This is a genomic window from Acidimicrobiia bacterium, from assembly GCA_012959995.1.
Classification (GTDB): domain Bacteria; phylum Actinomycetota; class Acidimicrobiia; order Acidimicrobiales; family MedAcidi-G1; genus MedAcidi-G2B.
In genome coordinates this window covers 1-26,201 of record DUCC01000012.1, presented here as the reverse complement: position 1 = coordinate 26,201, position 26,201 = coordinate 1, and the positions used below count along the sequence as shown (strand labels likewise).

At 55.9% G+C, this 26,201-nt stretch carries 25 protein-coding genes; 8 read left to right on the top strand and 17 right to left on the bottom strand.

What is annotated here, in order from left to right; all coding sequences use genetic code 11:
- Positions 1–2: 2 nt before the first annotated feature.
- From EYQ49_03430 to EYQ49_03400, 7 genes are all read right to left on the bottom strand, one after another.
- Complete coding sequence (locus EYQ49_03430; GenBank protein ID HIG24934.1) at positions 3–455, bottom strand: RidA family protein; 453 nt, start codon at positions 453–455, stop codon at positions 3–5.
- Complete coding sequence (locus tag EYQ49_03425; GenBank protein ID HIG24933.1) at positions 452–1,225, bottom strand: 4-oxalocrotonate decarboxylase; 774 nt, start codon at positions 1,223–1,225, stop codon at positions 452–454. The genes EYQ49_03430 and EYQ49_03425 overlap by 4 nt, the downstream gene beginning before the upstream one ends.
- A complete protein-coding gene (gene dmpG, locus EYQ49_03420) occupies positions 1,222–2,247 on the bottom strand; it encodes a 4-hydroxy-2-oxovalerate aldolase (GenBank protein ID HIG24932.1) in 1,026 nt (341 codons plus the stop codon). The genes EYQ49_03425 and dmpG overlap by 4 nt, the downstream gene beginning before the upstream one ends.
- Positions 2,244–3,182, bottom strand: coding sequence for an acetaldehyde dehydrogenase (acetylating) (locus tag EYQ49_03415; protein HIG24931.1), 939 nt, complete (start codon positions 3,180–3,182; stop codon positions 2,244–2,246). Before EYQ49_03415 ends, dmpG begins: the two co-directional genes overlap by 4 nt.
- The gene (locus EYQ49_03410) at positions 3,179–3,874 is read right to left on the bottom strand and encodes a 2-keto-4-pentenoate hydratase (protein ID HIG24930.1); all 696 of its coding nucleotides are present in this window, start codon (positions 3,872–3,874) and stop codon (positions 3,179–3,181) included. The genes EYQ49_03415 and EYQ49_03410 overlap by 4 nt, the downstream gene beginning before the upstream one ends.
- A 111-nt stretch (positions 3,875–3,985) precedes the next feature.
- Positions 3,986–5,131, bottom strand: a complete 1,146-nt coding sequence (locus tag EYQ49_03405) for an acyl-CoA dehydrogenase (GenBank protein HIG24929.1) — start codon at positions 5,129–5,131, stop codon at positions 3,986–3,988.
- Positions 5,132–5,140: 9 nt separating this feature from the next.
- Positions 5,141–6,664, bottom strand: coding sequence for an acyl-CoA carboxylase subunit beta (locus tag EYQ49_03400; protein ID HIG24928.1), 1,524 nt, complete (start codon positions 6,662–6,664; stop codon positions 5,141–5,143).
- A gap of 96 nt (positions 6,665–6,760) precedes the next feature.
- Here EYQ49_03400 and speB point away from each other — a divergent pair, with 96 nt between their 5' ends.
- From speB to EYQ49_03385, 3 genes are read left to right on the top strand one after another with little or no spacing between them, the layout of a single operon-like run.
- The gene (speB, locus tag EYQ49_03395) at positions 6,761–7,717 is read left to right on the top strand and encodes an agmatinase (GenBank protein ID HIG24927.1); all 957 of its coding nucleotides are present in this window, start codon (positions 6,761–6,763) and stop codon (positions 7,715–7,717) included.
- A 2-nt stretch (positions 7,718–7,719) separates the two neighbouring features.
- Positions 7,720–8,922, top strand: coding sequence for an MFS transporter (locus EYQ49_03390; GenBank protein ID HIG24926.1), 1,203 nt, complete (start codon positions 7,720–7,722; stop codon positions 8,920–8,922).
- Positions 8,919–10,130 carry an aspartate aminotransferase family protein gene (locus EYQ49_03385; GenBank protein HIG24925.1) on the top strand — a complete coding sequence of 404 codons (1,212 nt, stop codon included), beginning with the start codon at positions 8,919–8,921 and terminating at the stop codon, positions 10,128–10,130. The genes EYQ49_03390 and EYQ49_03385 overlap by 4 nt, the downstream gene beginning before the upstream one ends.
- 18 nt (positions 10,131–10,148) lie before the next feature.
- On the opposite strand, the gene EYQ49_03380 is transcribed toward EYQ49_03385, so the two are convergent.
- Positions 10,149–10,619, bottom strand: a complete 471-nt coding sequence (locus tag EYQ49_03380) for an Lrp/AsnC family transcriptional regulator (protein HIG24924.1) — start codon at positions 10,617–10,619, stop codon at positions 10,149–10,151.
- The gene (locus EYQ49_03375; protein ID HIG24923.1) at positions 10,609–11,997 is read right to left on the bottom strand and encodes an aspartate aminotransferase family protein; all 1,389 of its coding nucleotides are present in this window, start codon (positions 11,995–11,997) and stop codon (positions 10,609–10,611) included. Before EYQ49_03375 ends, EYQ49_03380 begins: the two co-directional genes overlap by 11 nt.
- A gap of 480 nt (positions 11,998–12,477) precedes the next feature.
- Between EYQ49_03375 and EYQ49_03370 the strand changes: the two genes are divergently transcribed.
- Positions 12,478–13,599: a hypothetical protein gene (locus EYQ49_03370; protein ID HIG24922.1), complete on the top strand. Its 1,122-nt coding sequence runs from the start codon at positions 12,478–12,480 to the stop codon at positions 13,597–13,599.
- Here the strand turns inward: EYQ49_03370 and EYQ49_03365 are convergent.
- The 6 genes from EYQ49_03365 to EYQ49_03340 all read right to left on the bottom strand — a co-directional run bounded on the left by EYQ49_03365 (position 13,596) and on the right by EYQ49_03340 (position 18,968).
- Positions 13,596–14,051 carry a septum formation family protein gene (locus EYQ49_03365; GenBank protein HIG24921.1) on the bottom strand — a complete coding sequence of 152 codons (456 nt, stop codon included), beginning with the start codon at positions 14,049–14,051 and terminating at the stop codon, positions 13,596–13,598. The genes EYQ49_03370 and EYQ49_03365 overlap by 4 nt on opposite strands.
- Complete coding sequence (locus tag EYQ49_03360; GenBank protein ID HIG24920.1) at positions 14,017–14,835, bottom strand: xanthine dehydrogenase family protein subunit M; 819 nt, start codon at positions 14,833–14,835, stop codon at positions 14,017–14,019. The genes EYQ49_03365 and EYQ49_03360 overlap by 35 nt, the downstream gene beginning before the upstream one ends.
- The gene (locus EYQ49_03355; GenBank protein HIG24919.1) at positions 14,832–17,219 is read right to left on the bottom strand and encodes a xanthine dehydrogenase family protein molybdopterin-binding subunit; all 2,388 of its coding nucleotides are present in this window, start codon (positions 17,217–17,219) and stop codon (positions 14,832–14,834) included. Before EYQ49_03355 ends, EYQ49_03360 begins: the two co-directional genes overlap by 4 nt.
- A gap of 12 nt (positions 17,220–17,231) precedes the next feature.
- Complete coding sequence (locus EYQ49_03350) at positions 17,232–17,684, bottom strand: (2Fe-2S)-binding protein (protein ID HIG24918.1); 453 nt, start codon at positions 17,682–17,684, stop codon at positions 17,232–17,234.
- Positions 17,685–17,980: 296 nt separating this feature from the next.
- Positions 17,981–18,568 (bottom strand): carboxymuconolactone decarboxylase family protein, encoded by a 588-nt coding sequence (locus EYQ49_03345; protein HIG24917.1) that lies wholly within the window; start codon positions 18,566–18,568, stop codon positions 17,981–17,983.
- A 154-nt stretch (positions 18,569–18,722) separates the two neighbouring features.
- Positions 18,723–18,968 carry an NrdH-redoxin gene (locus EYQ49_03340; GenBank protein HIG24916.1) on the bottom strand — a complete coding sequence of 82 codons (246 nt, stop codon included), beginning with the start codon at positions 18,966–18,968 and terminating at the stop codon, positions 18,723–18,725.
- A 118-nt stretch (positions 18,969–19,086) separates the two neighbouring features.
- On the opposite strand from EYQ49_03340, the gene EYQ49_03335 reads away from it, so the two are divergent.
- The 4 genes from EYQ49_03335 to EYQ49_03320 are packed head-to-tail and all read left to right on the top strand — an operon-like array spanning position 19,087 to position 22,874.
- Positions 19,087–20,238, top strand: coding sequence for a hypothetical protein (locus EYQ49_03335; GenBank protein HIG24915.1), 1,152 nt, complete (start codon positions 19,087–19,089; stop codon positions 20,236–20,238).
- A gap of 4 nt (positions 20,239–20,242) precedes the next feature.
- Positions 20,243–21,400 (top strand): acyl-CoA dehydrogenase, encoded by a 1,158-nt coding sequence (locus EYQ49_03330; protein HIG24914.1) that lies wholly within the window; start codon positions 20,243–20,245, stop codon positions 21,398–21,400.
- Positions 21,393–22,184 (top strand): enoyl-CoA hydratase/isomerase family protein, encoded by a 792-nt coding sequence (locus EYQ49_03325; GenBank protein HIG24913.1) that lies wholly within the window; start codon positions 21,393–21,395, stop codon positions 22,182–22,184. The genes EYQ49_03330 and EYQ49_03325 overlap by 8 nt, the downstream gene beginning before the upstream one ends.
- Positions 22,185–22,190: 6 nt before the next feature.
- Positions 22,191–22,874, top strand: coding sequence for a nitroreductase family protein (locus EYQ49_03320; protein ID HIG24912.1), 684 nt, complete (start codon positions 22,191–22,193; stop codon positions 22,872–22,874).
- 37 nt (positions 22,875–22,911) lie between these two features.
- On the opposite strand, the gene EYQ49_03315 is transcribed toward EYQ49_03320, so the two are convergent.
- Together EYQ49_03315 and EYQ49_03310 are read right to left on the bottom strand one after the other, a co-directional pair.
- Entirely contained in the window at positions 22,912–24,996 is a 2,085-nt protein-coding gene (locus EYQ49_03315) for an amino acid permease (GenBank protein HIG24911.1), read from the bottom strand.
- Positions 24,997–25,043: 47 nt separating this feature from the next.
- Complete coding sequence (locus EYQ49_03310; protein HIG24910.1) at positions 25,044–26,021, bottom strand: alpha/beta hydrolase; 978 nt, start codon at positions 26,019–26,021, stop codon at positions 25,044–25,046.
- Between the last annotated feature and the right edge of the window lie 180 nt (positions 26,022–26,201).

Here is a 26,201-nt window from a genome sequence, read left to right as displayed (position 1 = left end):
CCTTATTTTTCTTGCGGGTGGTAAGCGACGGCTTTAATTTCGATACGGATCAGCGGGTGAGGTAACTGATGCACAGCCACCGTGGTACGGGCCGGGCCGTCGTGATCAAAAAACTCGCCGTACACCTCGTTGTAGCCAGCAAAATCTTCCATATCAATCAAAAACGACGAGATCTCCACCACATTGCTGAGGTCTGATCCGGCGGCATGCAAGGTGTCGGCAATATTTTCGATCACTGACCGAGTCTGAGCTTTTATGTCGAAAGTGGTTTGGCCAGCAGAGTCCACTTCCGCACCCACAAAAGTGTCGTCGGGGCGGCGAGAACTGGTGCCAGAAACAAAAATAAAATCCCCGGCACGGCGGTAATGCGGGTACTTGCCGCGTGGTTGGGCTTTGCCGGCAATAACCCCCGAATCTTGGACTCCAGAGTTGCTGGTTGAGGACTGGTCGCTCATGAGCCCACTACCCGAAAAGAAATTTCGCCCAAATGCTGCACAGCCAAGGTGACCGTGCTGTTTGCTTCTAGCGGTACCGCTGCCGTAGCGGCCCCCGCTAACAAGATGCTGCCGGCTGGGAGTTCGGCACCGCATTCTTTGGCTAAGCGGGCGGCATCTATCACCGACTGCAACGGGTTGCCGCTAATGGCGGCGCTGCTCCCCACCTGCACTTGTTGCCCGTTGACGCTCATGACCATGCCCAAGTTGGTGGTGTCGTCAAGTAAGTCGGTTTGATTTTGCCAAGGCCCCAGCACATAACCCGCTGACGAACAGTTATCGGCCACTACATCGCTTAACGAAAACTTGAAGTCTCGGTAACGAGAATCAATGATCTCGAGCGCCGGAGCCACCGCATCAACGGCCAACCGGGCTTCGCCGAGCGAGAGGTCCCCAGACACGGTTTTTCCGAGACGAAAAGCCACCTCAGGTTCTACCCGCGGGTGCACATAGGCGGTCAGGCCGGTGGTGCCGCCGTTATCTATGGCCATGGCGTCGGTGAGCACACCAAAGATGAGGTCATCGACCCCCATTTGTTCTCGTTTGGCGGCCGAGGTAAAGCCCATCTTGACCCCGGTAAGGGTTTCGCCACGGTTAACTCGCAGCGCCAATAAAGCCGTTTGCACCTGGTAGGCCTCGGCGATGTCTAACGGTTCGGCGAGTTGGTCAATAGCGGTTGCTTGAGCCTGGGCCGCATCTAACCGCTCGGCTATTGCTTGAATCTCAATCATGCTTGTTCCTTTTTGGCCACCATGTCTAAGGCGATATCCATCAACATGTCTTCTTGGCCCCCAACCAAACGGCGGCGGCCGGCTTCCACCAGCACCTCACGGGTTTCTAGCCCGTGGGCGGCCGCTGCTCGTTCGGCGTGACGCAAAAAGCTGGAGTACACCCCGGCATAGCCAATAGACAAGGTTTCTCGATCTACCCGTACCGGCCGGTCTTGCAACGGGCGTACCAAATCGTCGGCAGCATCCATCAAGGCAAAAAGGTCACACCCGTGGTTCCAACCCAAGCGATCCGCAGTAGCGATAAAAGCTTCTAACGGCGTGTTACCCGCGGCCGCCCCCATAGACGCCAACGAAGCATCAACCCGGGTCACCCCGTGTTCTACGGCGATCACTGCGTTGGCTACCCCAAGAGCCAGGTTGTGATGGGCATGCATCCCTCGCTCAGTTTCCGGTTGCAGCACTCGATCAAAGGCTTCGAAGCGGGCCGCAATGTCGTTCATATGCATAGCACCAGCTGAATCAACCACATAGACGCATTGTGCTCCCGCATCTTCCATTATTTTGGCTTGTTGAGCTAAAGGCTCCGGGTCGTTCATGTGGGACATCATCAAAAAACCCACCGTGTCCATACCCAAGTTGCGGGCTTCGGCTAAATGCTGGAGAGCCACATCGGCTTCGGTGCAATGGGTGGCCACCCGCACCGAGGTGGCCCCGAGGTCATGAGCTTGACGGAGGTCATCAATGGTGCCGATACCGGGCAACAAGAGCACCGTGATACGGGCTTGGGTGACCACCTCGGCCACTGCGCTTATCCATTCAGCGTCGGTGTGCAGGCCAAAGCCGTAGTTAAAACTTGACCCGGCTAAGCCATCACCATGAGCGATCTCAATGGAGTCCACCCCGGCGGCATCAAGCGCCGCGGCGATAGACCGCACAGTGTCGAGGTCATATTGATGATTAATGGCATGCATGCCGTCACGCAAGGTGACGTCAGAGATGTAAAGACGGTCAACGACAGTCACGAGGATGCTCCTTTTCGGGCCGCCACTACTTGTTCACCGGTGCGTAAAGCCGCCGAGGTCATGATGTCTAAGTTCCCGGCGTAAGAAGGCAAATAGTGGGCGGCGCCTTCCACTTCTAAAAACACCGTGACCTTCCAGCCTTCGCTAAACGTGCCGATACCCGGCAACAACAAAGGTTCTTCAATAGCTTCAAACTGTACGTCTTGTTTAAGCCGGTAGCCGGGCACGTAAGCTCGCACATCGGCCACCATGGCTTCCACCGCTTGACGCATCGCTCCTTGGTCGCCGGGTCCGGTAAGGCAAAACACGGTGTCGCGCATGGTCAGCGGTGGCTCCGCCGGGTTCAACACAATGATGGCTTTTCCGTGGGTGGCGCCGCCTATTTTTTCTATTGCCCGCGAAGTGGTTTCGGTGAACTCATCAATGTTGGCTCGCGTACCGGGGCCAGCCGAGCGTGAAGCAATGGAAGCCACGATCTCGGCGTAATGCACTTCAGCATGAGCCGCCAAAGCAGCCACCATAGGAATGGTTGCTTGTCCGCCGCAGGTCACCATGTTGAGGTTGGGAGCTTCAAGGTTGACATCAAGGTTGACTGGCGGCACGACATACGGGCCGATGGCCGCTGGGGTGAGGTCGATTACTTGTTTGCCGTGGGTGGCCAGCACTGCGGCATGGTGGGCGTGTGCCCCGGCTGAGGTGGCATCAAAAACCAGCGAGATATCGGCGAACTCATCTAAAGCCACTAGGCCGTCGATCCCTTCGCTGGTGGTCGCCACCCCCATGCGTTTTGCGCGGGCTAAGCCATCGGACTCCGGGTCGATGCCCGCCATGGCCGTCATCTCCAAAGATTCTGAGAGTCGCTTAATTTTGATCATCAGGTCAGAGGCAATGTTGCCCGACCCGATGATGGCCACTTTGGCTGCTACTTCACTCATTGAAAACTCACGCTTACCTCTCCTACCCCGTTGATATCTATGTCATAGGTTTCACCAGCGACGGCGACCACCATAGGCCCCAAAGCACCGGTCAACACAATTTCTCCCGCTCGCAAAGGCACACCAGTACTGGCTTGGTATTGGGCGAGCCACGCGGCAGCGTTCAGCGGGTGACCTAAGCAGGCGGCTCCGACACCGGAAGAAATAATTTCCTCACCACAGGTAATTTTCATGCCACACAGCAGCAAATCAAGTTCGCCGAGTGCTCTGGGCGTGCTGCCCAACACGAACCCGGCTGAAGAACCGTTGTCGGCCACCGTGTCATAGATTTTGATGTCCCAGTCAGCAATGCGACTGTCCACAATTTCTATAGCCGGCACCACGTAGTCCACTGCTTTTTCTATTTCGGCCACCGTGGGGGCAGGGTTTTCAAGGTCGTGGGCGAGAACTAAAGCTATTTCAGCTTCAATCTTGGGTTGCAAATAGCCGTTGAGATCGACGGCGGCGCCATCGGCTACTTGGGTGTCGGCAAATAACACCCCCATGTCGGGTTGGTCAACGCCGAGTTGTTGTTGCACCGCTGGCGAGGTCAAACCAATTTTGCGTCCCACTGGCTCTCGGCCTTGGGCTACCCACCAAGCGGTGTTGAGGTCTTGGATGCGGTAAGCGGCGGCCACGCTGACTTCAGGCATGCGGTCACGCAGAGGCAAAAGAGCAGAAGCCGTGTAAGCCTCGCGAAGTAAGGCAGCCAGCCCGTATTCACTTTCACTCACTTCTAAATATCTTTTCTCTACACCACCTCGTTACTTTGAGGCGGATTCACCAAGTCCTAAATCCCGGCTAATCACCATACGCTGTATTTCGCTGGTGCCTTCGCCAATTTCTAAGATCTTACCGTCCCGATAATAGCGTGCCACAGCAGTCTCATCCATGAAACCGTAACCACCAAAGATTTGAGTAGCTTCTCGGGTAGCAGTAACCGCCGCCTCGGTGGCATGCAACTTGGCGATAGCGGCTTCACGCTTGTAAGGCCGACCCGCATCACGCAACCCGGCTGCATGGTAGGTAGCGAGGCGAGCGGTATGTAACGAAGTGGCCATGTCGGCACATTTAAAGGCCACCGCTTGATAAGAACCAATGGTTTTACCGAAAGCTTTACGCTGGTTGGCGTAAACCACACACTCTTCAAGGCAAGCGGAAATAAGGCCAACGGCTAACGCAGCAATAGCCACCCGGCCGTCATCCAAGGTGGATAAAAACTGAGCGAACCCTCGGCCGGGTTTACCCAACAAGTTGGCTTCAGGCACCACACAGTCGTTGAACACCAACCCGTGGGTGTCTGAGGCGTGCCAGCCCATCTTGCGATACGGAGGTTCAACAATAAAGCCTTCGGTGCCCGATGGGATAATGATGGACGAGATACCCTCGCTGGTTCGAGCGGTCACCGTGACCAACGAGGTGATGTCGGTACCCGCATTGGTGATAAATGTTTTGGCACCGTTTATCACCCAATGGCCGTCTACTAATTCGGCTCGGGTGGCGGTGGCCCCAGCGTCAGATCCGCCGTCGGGTTCGGTGAGACCAAAGGCCGCTAACCGGCGCCCGGCCACGAGATCGGGCAGCCATTCTGCTTTTTGATCGGCGGTGCCGTATTCGGCCAAGGGGCGTGCCCCCAACGAAACTGCGGCTTCCAAGGTGATGCCCATGGACTGGTCCACTCGACCAATTTCTTCAATGGCGATGCACTGGGTGGTCAAACCGGCGCCGGCGCCTCCCCACTCTTCGTCAAACATGATGCCGCACAAGCCGAGGTCGCCCATGGCCCGCACGGTGTCAGTGGGAAAAATATGGTCGCGGTCCCATTTTTCAACGTGGGGGCGTATTTCTGCTTCGGCGAACTCTCGCACTACGTGGCGAAATGATTCTTGTTCTTCGGTGAACTCCAGCATGGCTGCTCCTTATACCGGGGGGACGCCGTGGCGGCGGCGTGAAAAGTGGCGGTCTTTGCTGGCCGCCAGGGCCAAGCGCAAAATAAGTTCTCGGCGCAGGTCTTCGGGTTGCACCACCGCATCTACGACCAGGTCGGCAGCGAGACGCATCAGGTCGACGTCTTCATCGTATTCATTGCGCCGTTGTTCAATAAAGTCTTCTTGTTCTTGTGGGTCTTCTATGGCGGCAATTTTGTTGGCATACACGGCGTTTACGGCAGCTTCGGCGCCCATTACGGCGATCTCTGCGGTGGGCAAAGCCAGGCAGGCATCGGGCCCGAACCCGGGGCCAGCCATGGCATAAAGCCCTGCGCCGTAGGCCTTGCGTAAAATAACCGACACGGTGGGCACGGTGGCTTCTGACACCGCAGTAATCATTTTGGCGCCGTGACGAATGATGCCTTGGCGTTCTACTTGGGTGCCGATCATGAACCCCGGTACGTCGGCGAGGTAGATGAGTGGCACGTTGAAAGCATCGCACCACCAAATGAAACGGGCCGCTTTGTCGGCTGAGTCTACGAAAAGTACACCGCCGGTTACTGCCGGGTTGTTGGCCACCAAACCCACGGTGTTGCCAGCCAAGCGAGCAAAACCCACGACGAGTTCGGGGGCAAAGAGCGGCTTGATCTCGAAAAACGTGTCGGCGTCTACCAGGCTTTTAATTACCCGCCGTACGTCGTAGCCCTCTTTGTCGTCGGTGGGGATGGTCTGAGCGGTGAGCGGGGTGTCCGGTTCGGCGGGGGCGGCGACCGGTGGGGCCTCTTCCCAACTGGTGGGTAGGTAAGAGAACAGCCAGCGTGCTTGGTCAATGGCATCGGTGTCGTCGACGGCCAAGTTGTCGCCGCAGCCCGAAACGGTGGCGTGCATGCGGGCCCCGCCCATTTCTTCTAGCGTGACTTGTTCGCCCACCACCATTTCGGCCATGCGCGGTGACCCCAAATACATTGAGGCGTTGCCTTCTACCATGATCACGGCGTCGCAAAAAGCCGGAATGTACGCTCCGCCAGCTGCTGAGGGGCCAAACAGGCAACAGATTTGCGGCACCCGGCCCGATAAAGCCACTTGGTTGTGAAAAATGCGTCCCGCTCCTCGGCGGCCCGGGAAGAGTTCTACTTGGTCGGTGATGCGGGCCCCGGCGGAGTCAATGAACCAGAAGATCGGCAGGTCAGTTTCTAACGCTCTTTCGGTTAGGCGAATAATTTTTTCGACGGTCCGTGCCCCCCAGGAGCCGGCTTTTACTGTGGGGTCGTTAGCTACCACCAAGGCGGGGCGTCCCTCTACTAGCCCTCCTCCGGTTACCACGCCGTCGGCCGGCAGATTTTCTGCCAAGGCATTGGCCAGCAGACCGTCTTCGATAAAAGTCCCTTCATCGAACAACAAGGCGACACGCTCTCGCACGGGGAGTTTGGCGTCACGGGCTAAACGCTCAGCACCTTTTTCGGTTACTGCTTGGGCTTTTTTTGTCGCTTCTTGAAATTTGTCGCTCACCAGAATCCTCTCACTCAGGTTCGCAGTCTGCCATAGGAATCCGATGCCTGCATTACCGTATCTTTGTGGCAGACTGCCTTTCAGTAACCCGTTGGAGAAGCCATGGCTGATAACACAAACCCTCAACCTTTGGGCGGGAATGAAATGCCTCGTTACGGGGGCATCGCTACCTTCATGCGCTTGCCTGGCCAGAGCGAACCCAAAGACCTGGACATTGCTGTGGTAGGGGTGCCTTTTGATATCGGCACCTCGAACCGACCCGGCGCTCGTTTTGGCCCACGAGGTATCCGTGACGAGTCGGTGCTCTTGCGGCCCTACAACATGGGCACTCGGGCGGCTCCTTTTGACTCTTTACGCATTGACGACATCGGCGATGTGGCTTCGAGCCCTTTTGACCTTTTAGCAGCCATCGCCGCTATTGAAAAACGTTTCGACCAGTTGCTGACTCATGATTTGATTACTGCCACCATGGGCGGCGACCACACCATTGTGTTGCCTATTTTGCGGGCTATGGCCAAAAAGCATGGGCCGGTGGGGTTGATACATATTGATGCCCATACCGATATAAGCGACACCATGTTTGGGTCCAAGATTGCTCACGGCACCCCGTTTCGCCGGGCGGTAGAAGAGGGCCTGTTGGATTGTTCTCGGGTAGTGCAGATCGGCATGCGGGGTACCGGTTACACCGCTGAAGATTTTGACTGGTCTCGCAAACAGGGCTTTCGTGTGGTTCAAGCTGAAGAGTGTTGGCACAAAAGTTTGACCCCGCTGATGGCCGAGGTGCGAGAGCAGGTGGGCGATGGCCCGGTTTATGTAAGTTTCGATATTGATGGGTTAGACCCGTCGTTTGCTCCGGGTACTGGCACCCCGGAGGTTGGTGGGCTTACCATGCCGCAGGCGTTAGAGATTGTGCGCGGTTGTCGCGGGTTGAACCTGGTGGGTTGTGACTTGGTGGAGGTGGCTCCTATTTATGACACTTCGGGCTTAACGAGCTTGACGGGCGCCAACTTGTTGTACGAAATGCTGTGCGTCATGCCCGGCGTGGTTTACCGAGACTAGTTATGGCCACCGCCGAGCGTTCCGGGCCGAGTTTGGCTCCTTACTATTTGATTTTGTTTGGCCTCACCGCTGGCTTAGGTGGGGTAGTGGTGTTGTTGGCCGAACTTAAAAATGAGTTGGGGTTCTCCAACTTCGGCATCGGGTTAGCTATCTCTTCGGGCTTCGCTACGGCCTTCGTGGCCAGTTTACTGATGGCCCCCTTGGCCGATCGAGGGCGAGCCCCCCTTATGTTGCGAACATCTTTAATTCTGGGTGGGCTTTCTTTAGTGACCTTGGCGGTAGGAGACGAACTTTGGCATTACGTTTTGGGTCGTTCGCTTTATGGTTTTGCTTTGGGCACCGGCGGCCCGGCAGTGCGCCGTACCGTTATTGTGGCCGACCCCAAGAACTTGGGCCGTAATCTGGGCCGCTTAGGGGCCTTCGATGTGGCGGGATTTATGGTGTCTCCGCTGCTGGTTACCGGCATTACTGCAGTGGCGGGGTTTCGTGCTTCTTTTTGGGCCTTAGCGGCATTTTTGTTTCTTTTGCTCCCTGCTTCTTTTAAAGCACAAACAGACAGCGCTCCCCAAGACACCGAGCGTCTTGGTCTCTCTGGGCTTTTACGTATTCGCCGGCTCGTTGGCGCTCTCGTTATGGCCGCCGCTTACTTTGTTTTCATCGGAGCTTTTGAATCGGTGTGGATACTCGAAATGGACTTCCGCGGCGCTGACCAAACCACCATCGGTATTGCTTTAACGCTGGCTGCTCTTCCCATGCCGCTTCTTTCGCCCCTCGGTGGGGTTCTGGCCCAACGTTACGGAGCGCGCCGTTGGGCGGTGGGCACCATGGCCGGCATGGTAATCATTATCTTTTTCTATGGTTTGGTACCCGGGGTGTGGTGGCTGGTGGCCGTCACCACCCTTACCTCAGTAATCGAAGGTTTTGGCTTCCCGACTATTCCCATGTTGGCCTCGGCCGCCGTACCCGAAGAACGCCAGGCGGCCGCTCAAGGCTTGCTCAGCGCCGTTGAGGTAGCCGCCGGTGCTATTTCTTCGCTAACCATTGCTTTTATTTATGGGATGAGCGGCGACACTATTGCGTGGACCGTCACGGTCATTACTATGGCCGTACTGCTAATAATCGGGACGGTGTTAACCCAACCCGAAGATCATAAACGGGTACGCCCTGGTGTGCCTACCGAACCATTGAGGAGACTTTACGAATGAGCGGAGCACTACTTCACCCCTTTTCCCTAGCAGCCCAAGATGAAAGTGATTACATCAACATCGTCCGCGGTGAGGGTTCTACTGTTTACGACGAGGCGGGCAACGGGTACATCGATGGTATTGCCAACCTTTGGCTCTGCCAGGTAGGTTACGGACGCACCGAGATTGTCGACGCCGTCACCAATCAAATGAACCAGATTCACGGCTACAACACTTTTGCTCCGTTTACTAACGATCCGGCTCGTCAGGTAGCAGACATGATTGCTGAACGCTCCCCCCACCCTGATGGGCGCGTGTTTTTGGGTTGTTCTGGTTCGGAAGCGGTAGACACCGTGCTCAAGATTGCTCGGGTGGTTATGCAAAACCGCGGGCAAAGTGACCGGCAAATTATTGTTAAACGCACCAACGGTTACCACGGCACCAACTGGGGTGGCACCTCAGCGCAGGGCATCGCTTTAAACCGAGAAGGCTGGGGCGATTTGGTTCCTCATTTCATGGAGGTTCCTCACGACGATCTTGAAGCGGCCGCCTCGTTGTTTGCCGAACACGGTGACCGCATCGCTGCCGTTTTAACTGAACCGGTGCAAGGGGCCGGCGGGGTGTACCCACCAGTTGACGGCTACCTCGAAGGCTTGCGCCGCTTGTGCGACCAGCATGGGGCGTTGCTTATTTTTGACGAAGTAATCTGTGGCTTTGGCCGAACCGGTTCTTGGTTTGGGGCACAAACCTTTGGCGTTACTCCTGACCTGATGACTTTCGCTAAGGGCGTAACCTCGGGCTACTTGCCGCTTTCTGGGGTCATTGTTTCTCAAGAACTCTCAGAAGAGCTTTCAGAACCGGGCTACCTGTTGCGTACCGGCTACACCTATTCCGGCCACAACGCTGCTTGTGCCGCTGGCGTGGCCAACATCAACATCATGGAACGTGAAGGTCTTGTTGACCGGGCCGACCATATTGGAGCAAAACTTCAAGAAGGGTTGGCTGCATTGGCTAGCGACGGGCTCATTGATTCATGGCGAGGCATGGGTGCCGTCTACGCCGCCGAACTCAACCGAGATACCGTGCCTTTGCGTAACGCCATGATGGCCAATGGGGTCATTATGCGCCCTATGGGCACTTGCCTGGCTATCTGCCCACCGCTGGTTATCACCGATGAGGAAATCGGCAAGATGATTGATGCCTTGGCCGAAGCAGCAAAAACTGTTTAACGGTTTTTTTCGAAAAACTCAACCGGTTCCCCAACTGAAGGTCATTTTTTCCATACGCAAGACGGAGAAAACTTCAGTGCCGGTAACTCCGGGTAGCCCGAGAATCTGGTCGTTGACTAAAGCCAACAGGCTTTCGTTGTTGGCGCACAACACTTCGGCTAACACGTCGTAACGGCCGGCTGTTACCAGCACGTATTCGGCTTCTTCCATGGCCCCGATGGCTGCCGCCACTTGGCGCACGTCGCCCGAAACAGTGACCCCCACCATGGCTTGGGTGGTGAGGCCCAAACTCAACGGGTCGGTTACCGCCACTATTTGAATAACCCCGCGTTCGGTGAGCCGGTTTACTCGTTGGCGTACTGCTGCTTGCGAGAGCCCTACCTTGGGCGCCAATTGAGAAAAAGCCATGCGGCCATCCACTTGGAGTTCGCCAATGATGGCTTTATCTATCTCATCAAGTGAAAATATTTCGCCGCTTTTATCTGGCATTTGACCAGCGTTCCATTTCGGCCATGGCTTCGGTGAGGGCCTGACGCAAGGTGGTGCTGATGAACGCAAAATCATCTGGGCCCGAGATAAGCGGCGGAGAGAGTTGGATAACCGGTTCGCCACGATCATCGGCTCGACAGATAAGCCCCAGTTCAAGCAATCGGTTAGAGAAGAACCCGCGTAGTAAATGCTCACGCTCGGCATCACTAAACGACTCCCGGGTGGCTCGGTCTTTTACTAACTCGATGGCATAAAAGTAGCCAGCGCCTCGCACATCACCCACGATGGGCAGATCGGTGAGTTCTTCTAACGAGGCCCGGAAGGCCTCTTCGTTGTTGCGTACATGGCCGCAAATGTCTTCTTTTTCGAAGATCTCCAAGTTGGCCAGGGCTACCGCACAACTCACGGGGTGGCCAGCGAAGGTGATGCCATGCAAAAAAGCTTCTCCGGTGCCGACGAAAGGCTCCGATACTTTATCGCTGACCAGCAAAGCACCTAACGGCGAGTAACCCGAGGTAAGGCCTTTAGCGGTGGTGATCATGTCGGGCTGGTAGTCGTAGCGCTGGCAACCAAACATGTAGCCGAGGCGACCAAAGGCGCATATGACTTCGTCGGAAACCAGCAACACACCGTATTTGTCGCAAATTTCTCTTACCCGAGCGAAATAGCCGGGAGGGGGTTCAAAACAACCGCCAGCATTTTGTACTGGTTCAAGAAAAACGGCAGCAATGGTTTCGGGCCCTTCAGCCAAAATAGCTTCTTCAATGGCATCAGCAGCGTGCAGGGAACAATGAGGCTCGTCTTGGCAAAGGGGGCAACGGTAGTGGTTGGTTTCGGGAACTTTTATGGCTCCAGGAACCAGCGGCTCAAACATAGTTTTTATGGAATCTAAGCCGGTAATTGACAGCGCCCCCATGGTGGTGCCGTGGTAAGAATAATTGCGGCTTATCACCTTGGTGCGTTCCGGTTCGCCTTTAAGTTTGAAGTATTGTCGAGCGAGCTTCCAGGCAGACTCCACGGCTTCTGAACCACCGGTGGTAAAGAACACCCGGTTGATGTCACCAGGTGCCAGTTCAGCAAGTTTGGCTGCTAGTTCAATAGCGGTGGGGTGGCCGTAAGTCCAGATGGGAAAGTACCCCAGAGTGGCTGCTTGTTCACCCGCGGCACGAGCCAACTCTGTGCGGCCGTGGCCGAGTTGGCTTAAGAAAAGGCCAGAAAGGCCATCAAAATATCGGTTACCTTCGGTGTCCCAAAGGTAACAGCCGTCGCCGCGTTCAATTATCCGCATGCCGTCCACCGAATTGTTGAGTACCGTGAAGTGGCCCCAAAGGTGTGCTTCTGCTTTTTCTACTAATTCTTGATGATCGGTGATGGGCATACTTTTTCTTTCTCTTTGGTGCAAAAAATTAGAAGGGGCTAGTCTCCGAACATGACTGATACTACTGATTCCGTTGCTATCGCGCCAGTAGCGCAACGGAATCAGTCAAATTTACTTGGGTTAGCGATGATTTCTATTGTCTGCGTCAAAAAGGCTTTCCTCAAATGACCGCCGAATCAACCATTTTCACCAACGGGGTTATCCATAGCATGGACCCCGCCCAGCCATCCCCCGACGGGTGGAGGTCCGACAAGGTCGTATCTTGAGCACCGGTCACGGTGCCCCGCCTGCCCTGGGTCGGACATAAATCACGCTCATGGGAACCCGAACCTTTTCGCTGGCTAGGCATGAACACCGGCATCGCCTTAGCGAACCGGGTCGACGCCAGAGAAGCGCAAACTGGGCGGATGACTTGGCACACCAAGGCCATGAGTTACTTAGTGGGGTGACTTTTTCTCTTTAATAAGCCATCATGGGGGCATGACCGCACTTCCCCTGCGGGCCAGCATGGTGGCGCTCATAGTTTTTGGGGCCGCCTGCGCCAGCCCTTCTGAACCCACGCGCCAAAGCGCGGGGCAAGCACTAACCACCACAATCCCCCTTGTTCTAACTACAACCTCAACCAGCGCGGCCCCGATGTCTACCGCCCCGGCCAACACAACCACCCCAGCAACTACGGCCCCACCGGTTGCCACCGCCACCGTACCTGCTGTTGTCATACCCCCGACCACCGTTGGGTTGGTCGCCACCACCGCTCCCCCCACTGGGCCAGTGCCCCATTGGACAGAAAGCCTCCTCAGTCAACTAGTGGTCAGCGAAGCCCCTCCCCCCGTTTCTTATGACCGCGACCACTGGGGGCCGGGGTGGGTCGACACCGATGGCGATTGCCTCTCTACCCGTCATGAAGTACTCATGTTGGAGTCGGCCAGCTCAGTGTTTCTTAACGACAGCGGGTGTTTGATCGCTGGGGGAAGCTGGTTTGGGGCCTTTACCGGAACATGGTTTACCGACCCGAGCGACCTTGATATTGACCATTTTGTTCCTTTGGCCAATGCGCACCGTTCAGGTGGGTGGGCTTGGGGCGCCGACACCAAGCAGCGTTATTACAACGACCTTTCTGACCCCAGCCATCTTATTGCCGTGTCGGCTTCTGCTAACCGGTCCAAAGGGTCACGAGGGCCAGAAGATTGGCGCCCTCCAGACAGCAGTTACTGGTGTACCTATGCCGACACTTGGGCCGACATAAAAATTCGCTGGTCGCTCACCGTGACAGCCACTGAACTGGTTGCTTTAGAAGACATGCTGGCCACCTGCTCAAGCGAACCGACGGTGCTGAACGAAACCCCAGCCGTCATAGACCTCGGCCCACCCATCGACTTAGGCGAACCTGTTGAACTCGGACCAACCACCAGCACCTCAACCATCCCGTCCGAAACCAGCCAGCCCGCCAACCCGGGCAACGCCATGAACTGCAGTGACTTTGCCACCTATCAACAAGCACTAGCTTGGTACGAAACTTATGCTCCGTGGTACGGCGATGTCAGCCGCTTAGATGGCGACGGTGACGGTGAGCCGTGCGAATCGCTTCCCGGTGGGCCTTAACGCCCAGAAGCACGTGCCGTACCTGTTTTGGTTTCACCGTTCATGTCAAACAGGTAACACACCACTTCTCGATCGTCAAGCTCGGCCCAGGTCTCTTGAGAAGGCCGCAAGAAACCTACTTCGTAGATGGAAAACGAGTAATCAACACCTACATAACTGTTGAAATTGTCGAAACACAGCATCGCTGAGTCTTCGTCCACAGTCACCAAAGGAAAATCCCCATCAGGTAATTCTGGCAAAGCAAATATTTCATTGAGATGCGGTTCGGTGCAGTCCACAATGCCAACATTGGAAACATCAACCGCCCCAACGTCATCAACAAAACACTGACCGACACCCAGAGAAAATACGTTCCCTTCTGTAGTACAAGCCCCGGCTAGCAACGCAAAACCCAGCGAAACTAAAAAAGGCGATGTATCAAGCGACACCCGCTTCTCGTAACGCTCGACCAGTCAGCACTTGAACCAAATGTTCACGGTAAGCAGCATCCCCATTGTTGTCTGAAGAAGGGTCTGTGCCGTCTGGTGCACTGGCCGCCGCATCGGCCGCCGTCGCTCCACCGGCCACCGCCGCTTCAACCCCTCCAGCCCGCAACGGAGTCGCCCCCATGTTGACCAAAGCAACCCCGGCGCCACCCTCAGCCACCATGGCTCCCACAATGGCCCAATCTTGGGCTCGCCGGTTGAACTTTTGATAAGCCCAACCACCGGTAGAAACCGGCACCTTAATTTCCGTCAATATTTCATCATCAGCCAAAGTGGATTCAAAAAAACCGGTGAAAAACTCAGTGACTGGTATCTCACGGGTTCCGTTTGGCCCCGAAGCCACCAGAGTCCCCCCCAGCGCCAACACGGCCGCCGGCAGGTCCGAAGCCGGATCGGCATGAGCTAACGAACCGCCAAGTGTTCCTCGATGCCTAATGGCCGGATCACCCACCACCGAAGCCACATGAGCCAACAACGGGCAAACCGCGGCGAGTTCTGCTGAATGCTCCAGAACACTATGGGTGGTCATGGCTCCAATGGACACCGTGTCGCCTTCAATGGAGATACCAGAAAGTTCAGTGATGCCCGCCACATCAACCAGCATGGAAGGCGCCGCTAACCGCAAGCGCATCAAAGGAATCAGCGACTGACCACCGGCCAGCAACTTGGCTTCATCACCGTGCTCCCCTAACGCAGCAATCGCTGCTTCAACAGAGTCGGCTCGGATGTATCCAACGGCGGCGGGGATCATGACACACCTCCTTGAGCGGCCTCAATAGTTCGCCTCACCCGCATGGGTGATGCTGGCATAGCCATTTCGGTCACCCCGAGATGCCGTAAAGCATCTACCACGGCGTTCATCACCGCCGGGGTCGAAGCGATGGTCCCCGCTTCGCCAATACCTTTAACCCCCAACGGGTTAGTAGGCGATGGGGTCACTGTATGGTCAAGTTTCATGTCGATCGTTTCGGCGGCCGACGGCACCAAATAGTCACCTAAGTTGGTAGATCGGCACTGCCCGTCTTCGTCATAAACCGCTTCTTCCCAAAGGGCTTGACCGATGCCTTGCACAATGCCGCCGTGTACTTGGCCTTCGACAATCATGGGGTTGATTTGATTGCCGCAATCATCAACGGCCGCATAGTCGATGATCTCAACCTCACCAGTTTCTTCATCAATCTCCACCAAAGCAATATGTGCCCCAAACGGGAAGGTGAAGTTTGGCGGGTCCCAAGTGACTTCGGCTTGCAGGTTGGGTTCTAACCCATCGGGCAAATCATGGGCGGTAAAGGCGGCAAAGGCCACGCCGGCTAAAGGAACTTCAGCCCCCGGGGTACCTTTTACGCTAAACACGCCGTTGGCCAACTCAAGGTCGTCAGCGTTGGCTTCAAGCATGTGGGCAGCAATAAGCGACGCTTTTTCCACCACTTTTTCGGTAGCCATCCAAATAGCAGTACCCCCGACCGACAAAGAACGAGAGCCATACGTATCCAACCCCAGCGGTGAAATGGCCGTGTCGGAGTGCAACACCTCAACGTCATCTGGGTCCACCCCCAAACGGTCAGCGACAATCATGGACCAAGCGGTCTCGTGTCCTTGGCCGTGGGGGGTGGCGCCAGTGACCACCTGAACTTTGCAGGTAGGAAGAATGCGCACGGTGGCAGATTCCCAACCACCGGCGCCGTAGTTCAGTGATGCCAATACCCGGCTCGGGGCGAGGCCACACATTTCAACGTAGGTAGAGATACCTAAGCCAAGATGAGTTTTTGATCCAGTCGCTCGGCGCTCGGCTTGTTCGGCCCGGCGATCCTCCCAATTAATGAGTTCTTTGGCACGGTCTAAAGCGGGTTGGTAGTCGCCCGAGTCAAAAACCAGTCCGGCCGGTGAGTCGTAGGGGAACTTCTCGGTGGGGATGAAGTTAAGTGACCGAATCTCGTCGGGGCCGACGCCCACCTCAAGAGCCAAAACATCCATAGCCCGCTCAATGGCATAAGTGGCTTCTGGTCGCCCAGCACCACGATAGGCATCGGTGGGGGTCAAGTTAGTAAACACGCTTTTGCAAGTAAACGAATAAAGCGGCACGTCGTAAAGGCCGTGGAAAAGAAAGGCCCCCAACAGCGGCACTCCGGGGGTGATTAGCTGTAAGTAAGCCCCCATGTCGGCCAACAAGGTGGCTCGAACGGCCAGAAGTTTGCCGTTTTCGTCGGCCGCCAGCTCAATGGTTTGGCGTTGCGCCCGCCCCTGAATGGTGGCGGTAGCTGCTTCGGTACGGCCTTCGGTCCAACGAATTGGTACTCCATGGCGCAGGGCCAGCGTCAAGCAAATAATTTCTTCGGGATAGACACCCAATTTACAACCGAACCCTCCACCCACTGCAGGAGCGATTACTCGCAGTTTGTGTTCGGGAATACCTGCGGTGAGGGCGGCCATCACTTTCAAAATGTGCGGGATTTGGGTGGAAGAGTAAAGGATCATGTCGCCGTTATGTGGCGAAGGCACCGCCGCTACCCCCCGAGGTTCCATGGGCGCCGGAATCAACCGTTGATGCACATAGGTTTCGGTGATGTGATGAGTGGCGTTGGCGAAAGCCGCTTCAACCCCTTCAGGGTCAGGGATGAGTGGCCATTCATAGGAAACATTGCTACCCAGGCCTTCATGGATCACCACTTCATCGGTCACGGCATCTTCTATCGAAATCACTGCGGGCAATACCTCATAGTCAACAACTACCCCTTCGGCGCCATCGGCCGAGGTGTAGCGTGAACTAGCTACTACCACAGCCACGATGTCACCCACATGGCATACTTTTCCTTGCGCTACCGGCCAATAATCGGGGCTTTTCATGTCATCGGTGACTGGCCAGGCGCAGGGCAACGGCGCCTCCCAGAGATCTGCCAAATCGGCTCCGGTATAAACCGCTTCTACCCCTTCGGTGGCCAGAGCGGCTGAAGTGTCAATAGAAACAATGGTGGCGTGAGCGTGGGGGCTACGCACACAGTGAACCCAAAGCGCACCGGGCAGCGCCAAGTCATCCATGAATTTTGCTTCACCGGTGAGGAGCGCCGGGTCTTCTTTACGAAGCCGGGGTTGGCCAATAATCCCGGAGGTGGTGACAGTGTCATCAGTAACGGTCATTTTGTTTCTCCCCTATTTACCGACCGACAAAACGGCCTTGACGATATTTTGATAACCGGTGCAGCGGCACAAGTTGCCCTCTAAACCTTCTCTTACTCCTTGACCGTCCAGGTCGGGGTATTCCTCAACCAGCGATACCGAAGCCAACACCATGCCGGGGGTGCAATACCCGCATTGCAAGGCATGGCATTCATGGAAGGCCTGCTGCATGGGGTGGAGTCCGTCTTCGCCGGCGAGGCCTTCAATGGTGGTAATTTCAGAGCCTTCGGCTTGTACTGCCAGCAGGTTGCACGATTTGGCCGATTGGCCATCAACCAAAATGGTGCAGGCCCCGCACGAACTGGTATCACAACCAATGTTGGTGCCGGTTAAGCCCAGTTGGTCTCGAATGAAATGCACCAAGAGAGTGCGTGGTTCCACTTCTTCGCAATACTCGGTGCCGTTAATGGTGAGGGAGATCTGCATCTCAATCCCTTTGTTTCACGAATGCCCGCCTCCGGCAACGACGCCGAAATCCCCCGGAACACCCGAAGGACGATGATGCCACACCTTGGGCTAATGCGCAACTGTCATGGCTGATTGGCCGAAACTAGGTCTCTCTTACTGCCACACCCGCAGAAAAAATGAACTCCCACTAAGGCGGTGACCGCTTTTAAAACCCCGTACTGTGGGGTCGCTCTCGGTGAGTGGTTTGGCGAAGCGATCGTTGTTGGAAGTGCCTCGCTAACCGGCTTCTTCGGCTTAGAGCGGAGGCTCTTTTCTTATTGGTGCTTGCTGGGTTCCCAACCATTTGGGGTGAGGTGCTGAGCGGCAAAGGTTTTGGGTTCTTCTTCCAGCGTGGTGGCCATGGTGTCGTTCCAGCGATTCAAAAACCCGAAGGTGGCGACCACCGCCACCATTTGGGTTACCGCCTCTGGTGGCCAATGTTTAGCCAAATCCTCAAAATGCTGACCAGTGGTGGCGTTAGGTACCGCTGCCGCATCTCGAGCTAACCGCAAAGCAGCACGCTCCGCTTCATCAAATTGATCATCAGTTTCGAATTCCCAAACGGCGGCTATTTTTTCTACAGCCACTCCAGCCCGGTGAGCACCGGATGCCGTGTGGGCCTGGCAATAACGACAACCCGAAGCGTTGCTCGCCACATGAGCCACCATCTGCACCAGAGCAGGGGAAAGGTGGCCCGCCCCAAAAGCCGCAGCAGCCAGCGCCCCGAAAGATTCGGTTAAGCCAGGGAGACGAGCCATGGTCCGCATACTGGCCGGCACAAAACCCATCACCGATTCAACCAACACAAATTGTTCCGCCAAATGCGGCAAAGCTTCCTGTGCCACTGGTTCAACTCGTGCCATTACCCCTCCTCGTGATGTGGGGCCTGTCCCCACATGTCGGGCTTTCTCAAAGTATTCTACAAAACCCTTTATTTAAACGGCTTTAGAGCAGGCTCTACAAAATCTTCGTGATGTGGGGCCTGTTCCCATATCACGAAGATTTGAAACATTTGAGTTAGTTCTCGCCCGGTTCGTTTATCAGCGCCAAAAGGTCGCCAATGCTGGGGTTGACCATGTTGCGGTCACCCAACGAAACCGTGGGAACAATCTCGTTGCCTCCGGTTACCGAACGCACAAAAGTCGCCGCCTTGGGGTCTTCCCAAATGTTCCGGGTTTCAACCGCTAAGCCTGCCTCTTCGATGCCGCGCATCAAGCGCATACAAAATCCACAACCAGGCCGCCAATAAACAATCGGAGTCATACCGTGAGGATAGAACCACCAGCGGTAAACACTACCGCTGCTCGCTTCAGGCAAGCCTCCTGTGCCGTCACCGTTTCTTAAATTTGCACCGCTAAGAAGCGTCACGTAGTTTCTTTCCATGGGTGACCCTTTTCAAGCAGCAAGAGACCTCGGCCCCTCGTTGGCTAAGCGAGCGCAACGCATTGAAAATAATCGCTCGTTACCCCAAGACGTGGTTGACGATTTAACGAGTGCTGGGCTGTTTCGGCTTTTCACCCCAGCCAGCCTCGGAGGGCCAGAAGTTGATGTAGCCACCGGGCTTAACATCATTTCGGAGGTGGCACGCTACGACGGGGGAACCGCATGGTGTGTCATGATCGCTGCTACTACCTCCCTGCTAGCCGGCTATCTTGATGAGCCTTTCGCCCAAGAGATTTATGGGCCCGCCGATTCTTGCACCGGAGGTTTTGCTGCTCCGTTCGGCAAAGCAAAAATTGTTGATGGAGGCCTGCAGGTCTCCGGCACTTGGGCTTGGGGGTCCGGCACCCAACACTGCACCTGGGTCGGCGGGGGTGCCCTTTTAGTCGACCAAACAGACACCCCCATCAAACGGGCCGATGGTCTCTACGCCCCTTTTGTGTTTTTTAAGCGCTCCGACGTTCAACACCTTGACACTTGGCGAGTTACTGGCCTATCCGGCAGCGGGTCAACCGATTACCAAGTAAGTGATGTCTTTGTCCCCGAGGGCCGTTGGGTGCAACTTATGACAGCTACCCCACGTCTGGATGGGCCGCAATGGCGATTTCCTTTCTATGGGATACTGGCCATGGGAATCGCCGCCGTAACTGTTGGCTTACTCGATGGTGCAGTAGAACGATTCGCCGAACTGGCCACAGAAAAAAAACCTGCCGGTTCGGGACGAACGCTGGCCGAACGCGCCTCCGGGCAAATAACAGTCTCCACTGCCGAAGCCACCGCACGCTCGGCTCGAGCCTTCTTGCATGACGCCGTGGGGGAAGCTTGGGGCATGGCGCTCACCGGCCAACCGCTCACCGTTGAGCACCGGCGCTCCCTTCGCTTAGCTGCCTGTGACGCCACCCAGCGGTGCGCCGATGCGCTGACTCACCTTCAACGAGAAGCAGGGGGAAGTGCGGTGTATCTGAACGAGCCACTTCAACGCATAATCCGTGATGGCCAAGTGGCCGCCACCCACGCCATGGTTGCCCCGAGAATCCACGAGCTAACCGGCCGCCTTCGTTTTGGTCTCCAAACCGACACCACGTTTCTCTAAAAACATGGACTTTTCACTTCCCGCCGATAGCGATCCTCGCCGCATCGAAATTCGCGGGTGGCTCAATGCTCACCCCTCCCCCACACGACAAGATCTCGCTCAGGCCGGCTTCATAGCCCCCCACTGGCCCGACCCGTGGGGGCGCAGCGCCGGCGCCGAAACACAGTTGCTTATTGATCAAGAGCTTCAAACAGCCGGCGTTGTCCTCCCCAACGTGTCCATCGGGGTGGGGTGGGCCGGGCCGACCATCTTGGCCGGAGGAACCGAAGAGCAAAAAGAACGTTTCCTTCCCCCCATGTTGGCCGGTACCGAAACGTGGTGTCAACTTTTTAGCGAACCAGAGGCCGGATCCGATTTGGCGTCTTTACGAACTAAGGCCATACGAGATGGCGACCATTACCTCATAAATGGGTCCAAACTTTGGTCTTCTCAAGCAGAGACCAGCGACTGGGGTATTCTGCTGGCCCGAACATCAAGCGAGGGCCCGCCCCAAAAAGGGATCTCCTACTTTCTCCTCGACATGCGCACTCCGGGTATAGAGATCCGACCGGTGCTTGAAATGTCGGGAGGGCGCCACTTCAACGAAACTTTTTTCACCGATGTTCGAATACCCCTTGACTGTTTGGTGGGCCAAGAAAACCAAGGCTGGTCGTTGGCCAAGGTCACCTTAACCAACGAAAGGGTTTCTCTTTCCGAAGGCGGCGTGTTGTGGGGTTTAGGCCCCAACGATGATCAGGTACTTGACAAATTGCGATCATTCGACAGCCCCAGCCCGGTAATGCGCCAACGAATCGCTGATCTCTACACCGAGATGGTCATTCTGAAACTTCTCAACCAGCGCATTATGAGCGCCCAAATGGCCGATGGTGATCCGGGCCCTTTGTCGTCGCTTCGTAAGGCCCTAGGTGACCGGCATGGTCAAAAAGCTATGGCCCTGGTGGCCGACTTACGCGGCGCTGCTCCACTGCTTGATGGGCACTACCCCTATCACGAGGAAGAAGACCTTTGGCCGTGGGGGTACTTTTTTTCTCCGGCCTTGACCATCGGGGGCGGGACCAGCGAAGTCCAACGCAATATTATTGGTGAGCGTATTCTTGGTCTACCTCGTGAGCCTCGGCTATCTAACTACCCGAACCCCCACCCAAGGAAATCTGATGATTGACTTTGAATTTCTTCACTTTGAACGCCACCAAGATGTGCTGGTGGTAACCATCGACAACCCCGCTGACCCGCTCAACAAGGTTGACGAGCAGATGCATCATGAGCTCACCAATTTGTTTAAATATTTGCGCAACGAACGAGAGGCCCGAGCGGTCTTGCTGGCCGGAAGCAAGAAAGCTTTTACCGCCGGGGGGGATTTCGGGTGGTTTCCAAGTTTTTCAGAGCCGGGGTATGCAGCCAACCTTCGCCTAGATGGAAAATCTATTATTTGGGACCTGCTAGACCTTCATCTTCCGTTGGTGTCAGCGGTAACCGGACATGCCATGGGTTTAGGGGCCAGCATCGCTTTGCTCTCCGACATCACCGTCATGTCCGAAACGGCTCGTCTGGGCGACCCTCATGTTCAGGTAGGCATTGTGGCCGGTGATGGGGGAACCATTGCTTGGCCTCTGGCCCTAGGCCCACAATTGGCGAAACGTTTTTTGCTTACCGGTGACCCCCTCACGGCCGTCGAAGCAGAACGTTTGGGGCTCATCGTTGAGACGGCTTCCGATTCAGATGCTTGTTTGACGGCTGGTCTTGCTTGGGCTAAACGACTGGCCGGCGGGGCCCCGCAAGCCGTTCAATACACCAAACAGGCTATAAATAGTTGGATAAAACAGACCTGCGGGCCGGCCTTTGACTTAGCTACCGCTTTAGAAACGGTCACCTTTGCTTCGCAAGATTTCACCGAGGCGTTGAGCGCTCTCCAAGAAAAGCGTCCACCAAAATTTACCGGAAAGTAGAAAATAATGACCTTTCAGCCAGGACTCTCCAAAGGTAACGACATTGGCCTCCTTGATGGGCTCATGACCAACCGCGCCATGCGTCGTTATTCTGAGCAGCCGGTAAGCGAAGAAGATATTTGGACATGTCTTCGTGCCGCCGTTCAAGCACCCAGCGGAGGGAACATTCAGCCCTACCAATTTATGGTAGTTCAAGACCCCGCTTTACGTCTCGGTTTGGCTGACCTGTATCGCCGCGGGTGGGACCGTTATGGCCCGGCGGTCGCCCCCCAGGAATTCCCCAATGATCAGGTGCGGGAAAGTTGGGCACGCAACAATCGGGCCACTGAGCACCTTGCCCAAACCCTAGAGCACGTTCCGGTGCACGTTTTAGTGCTTATGCCAACCATAGATATGACCATCTACGACGATGAGGGGGCCATGCCGGTCGGCCCTACCCATGCTTCGGTTTATCCTGCGGTGCAAAACTTTATGTTGGCCGCCCGATCGCTGGGACTCGGCACCTCGTTGACTACCCTGCACCGCATTTACGAAGATGAGGTTCGTCAATTGCTTGGTATCCCCGAGCGTTACGAGGTCTTAGCCCTGCTTCCTTTGGGTCACCCCACCGGCCACTGGGGGGTTGCTCCTCGTTATCGGGGCGCAGAAAAAATCACTTCGTGGGATCTCTTCGGCCAGAAACGCTCGTAGCGGTTTCTACTTTCTTTTGCTTGGGCCTGCTCGAAAACTACCGGGAGGCAGGAATAGGCGCCCCTGGAGCGGGCATGACCTCGGCGGGTCCCACCAAGGTGAGTTGGTCATCGGCTTCTAACACCAATTCATCTTCCACCGGCAACGACACCCCGAAGCGAATCAATGCCGCTACCTCAACACCTTTAGGTAAACCAAGCGCCCCCACTTTTTTGCCGATCAAAGCCGCATCAAGGCCTTCGGGAAACAAGGTGTATTGGGTAATCATGGCCTCGGGCAACAACGCCGACTTGACGGATGCCTCATCCGCCGCCTCGCCCACTTCACGAGCCCCGGTATGCAAGTGGCTGGCTAACTCGCCGGCCAAACGAAGCGACCGGCCCGCGTTAGCCGTGGTACCCGCCAAAAAGAAGAGAGCGTTCACTCGTTCGCCCGAACCCCCCCAAGCAGCCGGAATACGTATACCAGCAGCCGAACGCACGATCACTAACTGGTCGTCATCAATGGCCTCGAACAAAGCCACAGGGGTAGCCGTCGGGTGGTCGCTTGACGGCTGGATCCACAAAGAACCAGTCTCTAAAAAGCGCTCCGTGACTCGTTCTCGCGATAAGCCAATTTGATCCGACAACACGGTGGCCGCCCGATCAGCGGCCTCGGAAATATCTGTGCCCTCGGGGATTGACAACACCGAAGCCCGAGCGATCAAACCGTGGTAGTCGTCAACATCACGCAAGCCGTGGCCGGCCATGGCCGCACTCATCTCACGGTCAAGACCTCTATCGACTTCGGAACCCCACCGCTCAAAAACATGGCGGATAGCGCCGGCTCGTTTGGTGCGGCCCTGAGCGTAAAAGTGATGCCACGTCCAGGCCACCACACTGACTATCAAAACAAACAACTGAGGCACCGGGCCCAACTGCCATATCAAATACACCGACACGGCAAGACCAGCAAACTGCGTAAACGGATACAAAGGCGCCCGAAAAGCCGGGGCGTAAGACTGGATACGAGAAGCCCGCAACACCAAGACCGCCAAGTTAACCAAACCCAAAGTCAACAAAACAAAAGCACTCGCCAACTTAGCTATGGCCTCTGCATCAAAAATCAAGACCACCACCGCAATAGACGAACCGGTCATAACTACCCCCACCGTGGGGGTACCAAACTTACCAATGCCTCCCAAACGGGCGGGCAACAAGCCATCCTGAGCCATGGCCATGGGGTAGCGAGCGGCCGCCATAATGCCGGCATTTACCGCCGAAGCAAAAGCAGCCAACGCAGCGATAACGATAAGTCCTACCCCCAACGGAGGCAGCACGGCCACCGCCGCAGTGTGAATAGGTGCTAAATCTTGATGCAACTGCTCCGGAGGAACCACCACCACCGCCACCAAAACCCCCAAAGTGTAAAGCAAGGTGGCTACCCCCAACGAAAGCGCCATACCTAAAGGAATGCGATGCGAAGGGTCTTCCACTTCCTCCGCTGCACTAGCCACTTTGGTAAGCCCGCCATAGGAAACAAACACCAAACCCACCACGGCCATCACCCCCGATGACCCAGTGGTGAAGAAGGGCTCTAGGTTTGGATCATCAAGACCACGGGCTTTTGTTTCCCAAAGCCCTTCAACCAAGAACCACCCCATGACCGCAATAACAAACGCCACCATGGCCAACTGCACCGAAGCGCTGGCTTTCGAGCCCACCACATTGATGAAAGTAAAAAAACCAATGAGCGCCAAGGCCAACCAAGTGGTGTTGACATCTAAAACCAATACCAAATAAGCACTCATGCCTACCATGGCGAAAGCATCTTTGAGTACCAGAGAAAGCCAAGTGCCGAACCCGGCTACCGTACCCACCGCCGGCCCGAGAGCACGCTCTAGAAAATAGTAAGCCCCGCCCGCTTTGGGAAGGGCCGTAGAAAGTTCGGCCACACTCAGCATGGCTGGCACGGCAAACACTCCCGCTATTAGATAAGCCAATATGGCGGCCGGCCCGGCTTTAGCAGCCGCCAAACCCGGGAGCAAAAAAAGACCCGAAGAAAGCATCGCTCCGGTAGACAGCGAAAACACATGGCGCAAGCCCAATGAGCGGGTTAGTTTTCCTGATTTGTTGTCCGACATTGACTAACCCTAGATGATAAGCGACCTTAGTGCGTTCAAGTCGCCGTTTAAAGCCCGTCGAGGAACTCCAGTAACAAGTCGTTCACCGTCTCCGCTGCTTCTTGCTGCAGCCAGTGACCGGCCCCCTCTAAAATGTGGGTCCCCCGAAGGCCTGGCAAAGTCTCTGGATACCGGCTAATGGCGCCCGCCCCCCATTGTGTGGGGCCGTCTTTTTCTCCACCAATAAACAACGAGGGCTGCCTAATAGCTGCATGATGCCAAGCTCGCAGATCAACCCAGTCATAGTCAATGCACCGGTAGCGGTTGAGCCCACCGGTAAATCCGGCCTTGGCAAACTCTGCCGTGTAGAAGTCTAAATCTGCGTCGGTCATCCACTCCAGTGGGCTGGAGGGATAAGAAAATCCGTCGCTTAGCAAGCCGCCGGGAGGCACGAACCCCATAGATTTTTGCCCCGGTTCAGGTGGCGGGCAGTCCCCTGACGCTGAGAAGTAAAAGCCCGCTAACCAACGGCGGGGGTCTTTTGCTATTTCTGCTTCGGCCTGCCCCGGTTTTTGGAAATAGGTGATGTAAAACTCTTCGGTATCGCTGAAACTGGCGAAGGTCTCGGAAGGCCGGTGATCGTTACGGGCATCATAAGGCACGCTCAGTAATGCCATTGCCGTAAAAACATCGGGCCGTAAACGGGCGGCGGCAGCCGCTATAGGGGAACCCCAGTCGTGACCCACGATGGTGGCCGTGGTTTCACCGAGGGCTTGAACCACCCCAACACAATCGGCAGCTAAATCCACCAACCGGTAAGCGTCGAACCCTTCTGGGGTGGCCGACGATCCATAACCACGCACGTCTATAGCGGCGGCTCGGTACCCGGCAGCTGCCAATGCCGGCAGTTGGTTGCGCCACGAATACCAAGATTCGGGAAACCCATGCACAAACAACACCAGCGGCCCTTCACCCATTTCGGCCACATGCATTCGGTAGCCGAAAGCGTCAACATTGTGTCGTTTTACTTCATTTAAGAAACTCATAGTTTCCTTTCATTGCCGACTCTTGTTTGCTAGCAGCGTGACTGATGCGGGGGTGCTCTGGCAAGCCAGGCCGAGTTGTACTACTCTTTGCCCCAACAAACTAGGGGGGGAAGATATGGAAGTCGGAGAAAGCGCATCAACCGGCGGAAATGTATTAGAAAACCCGAAAGTACGCCTTGG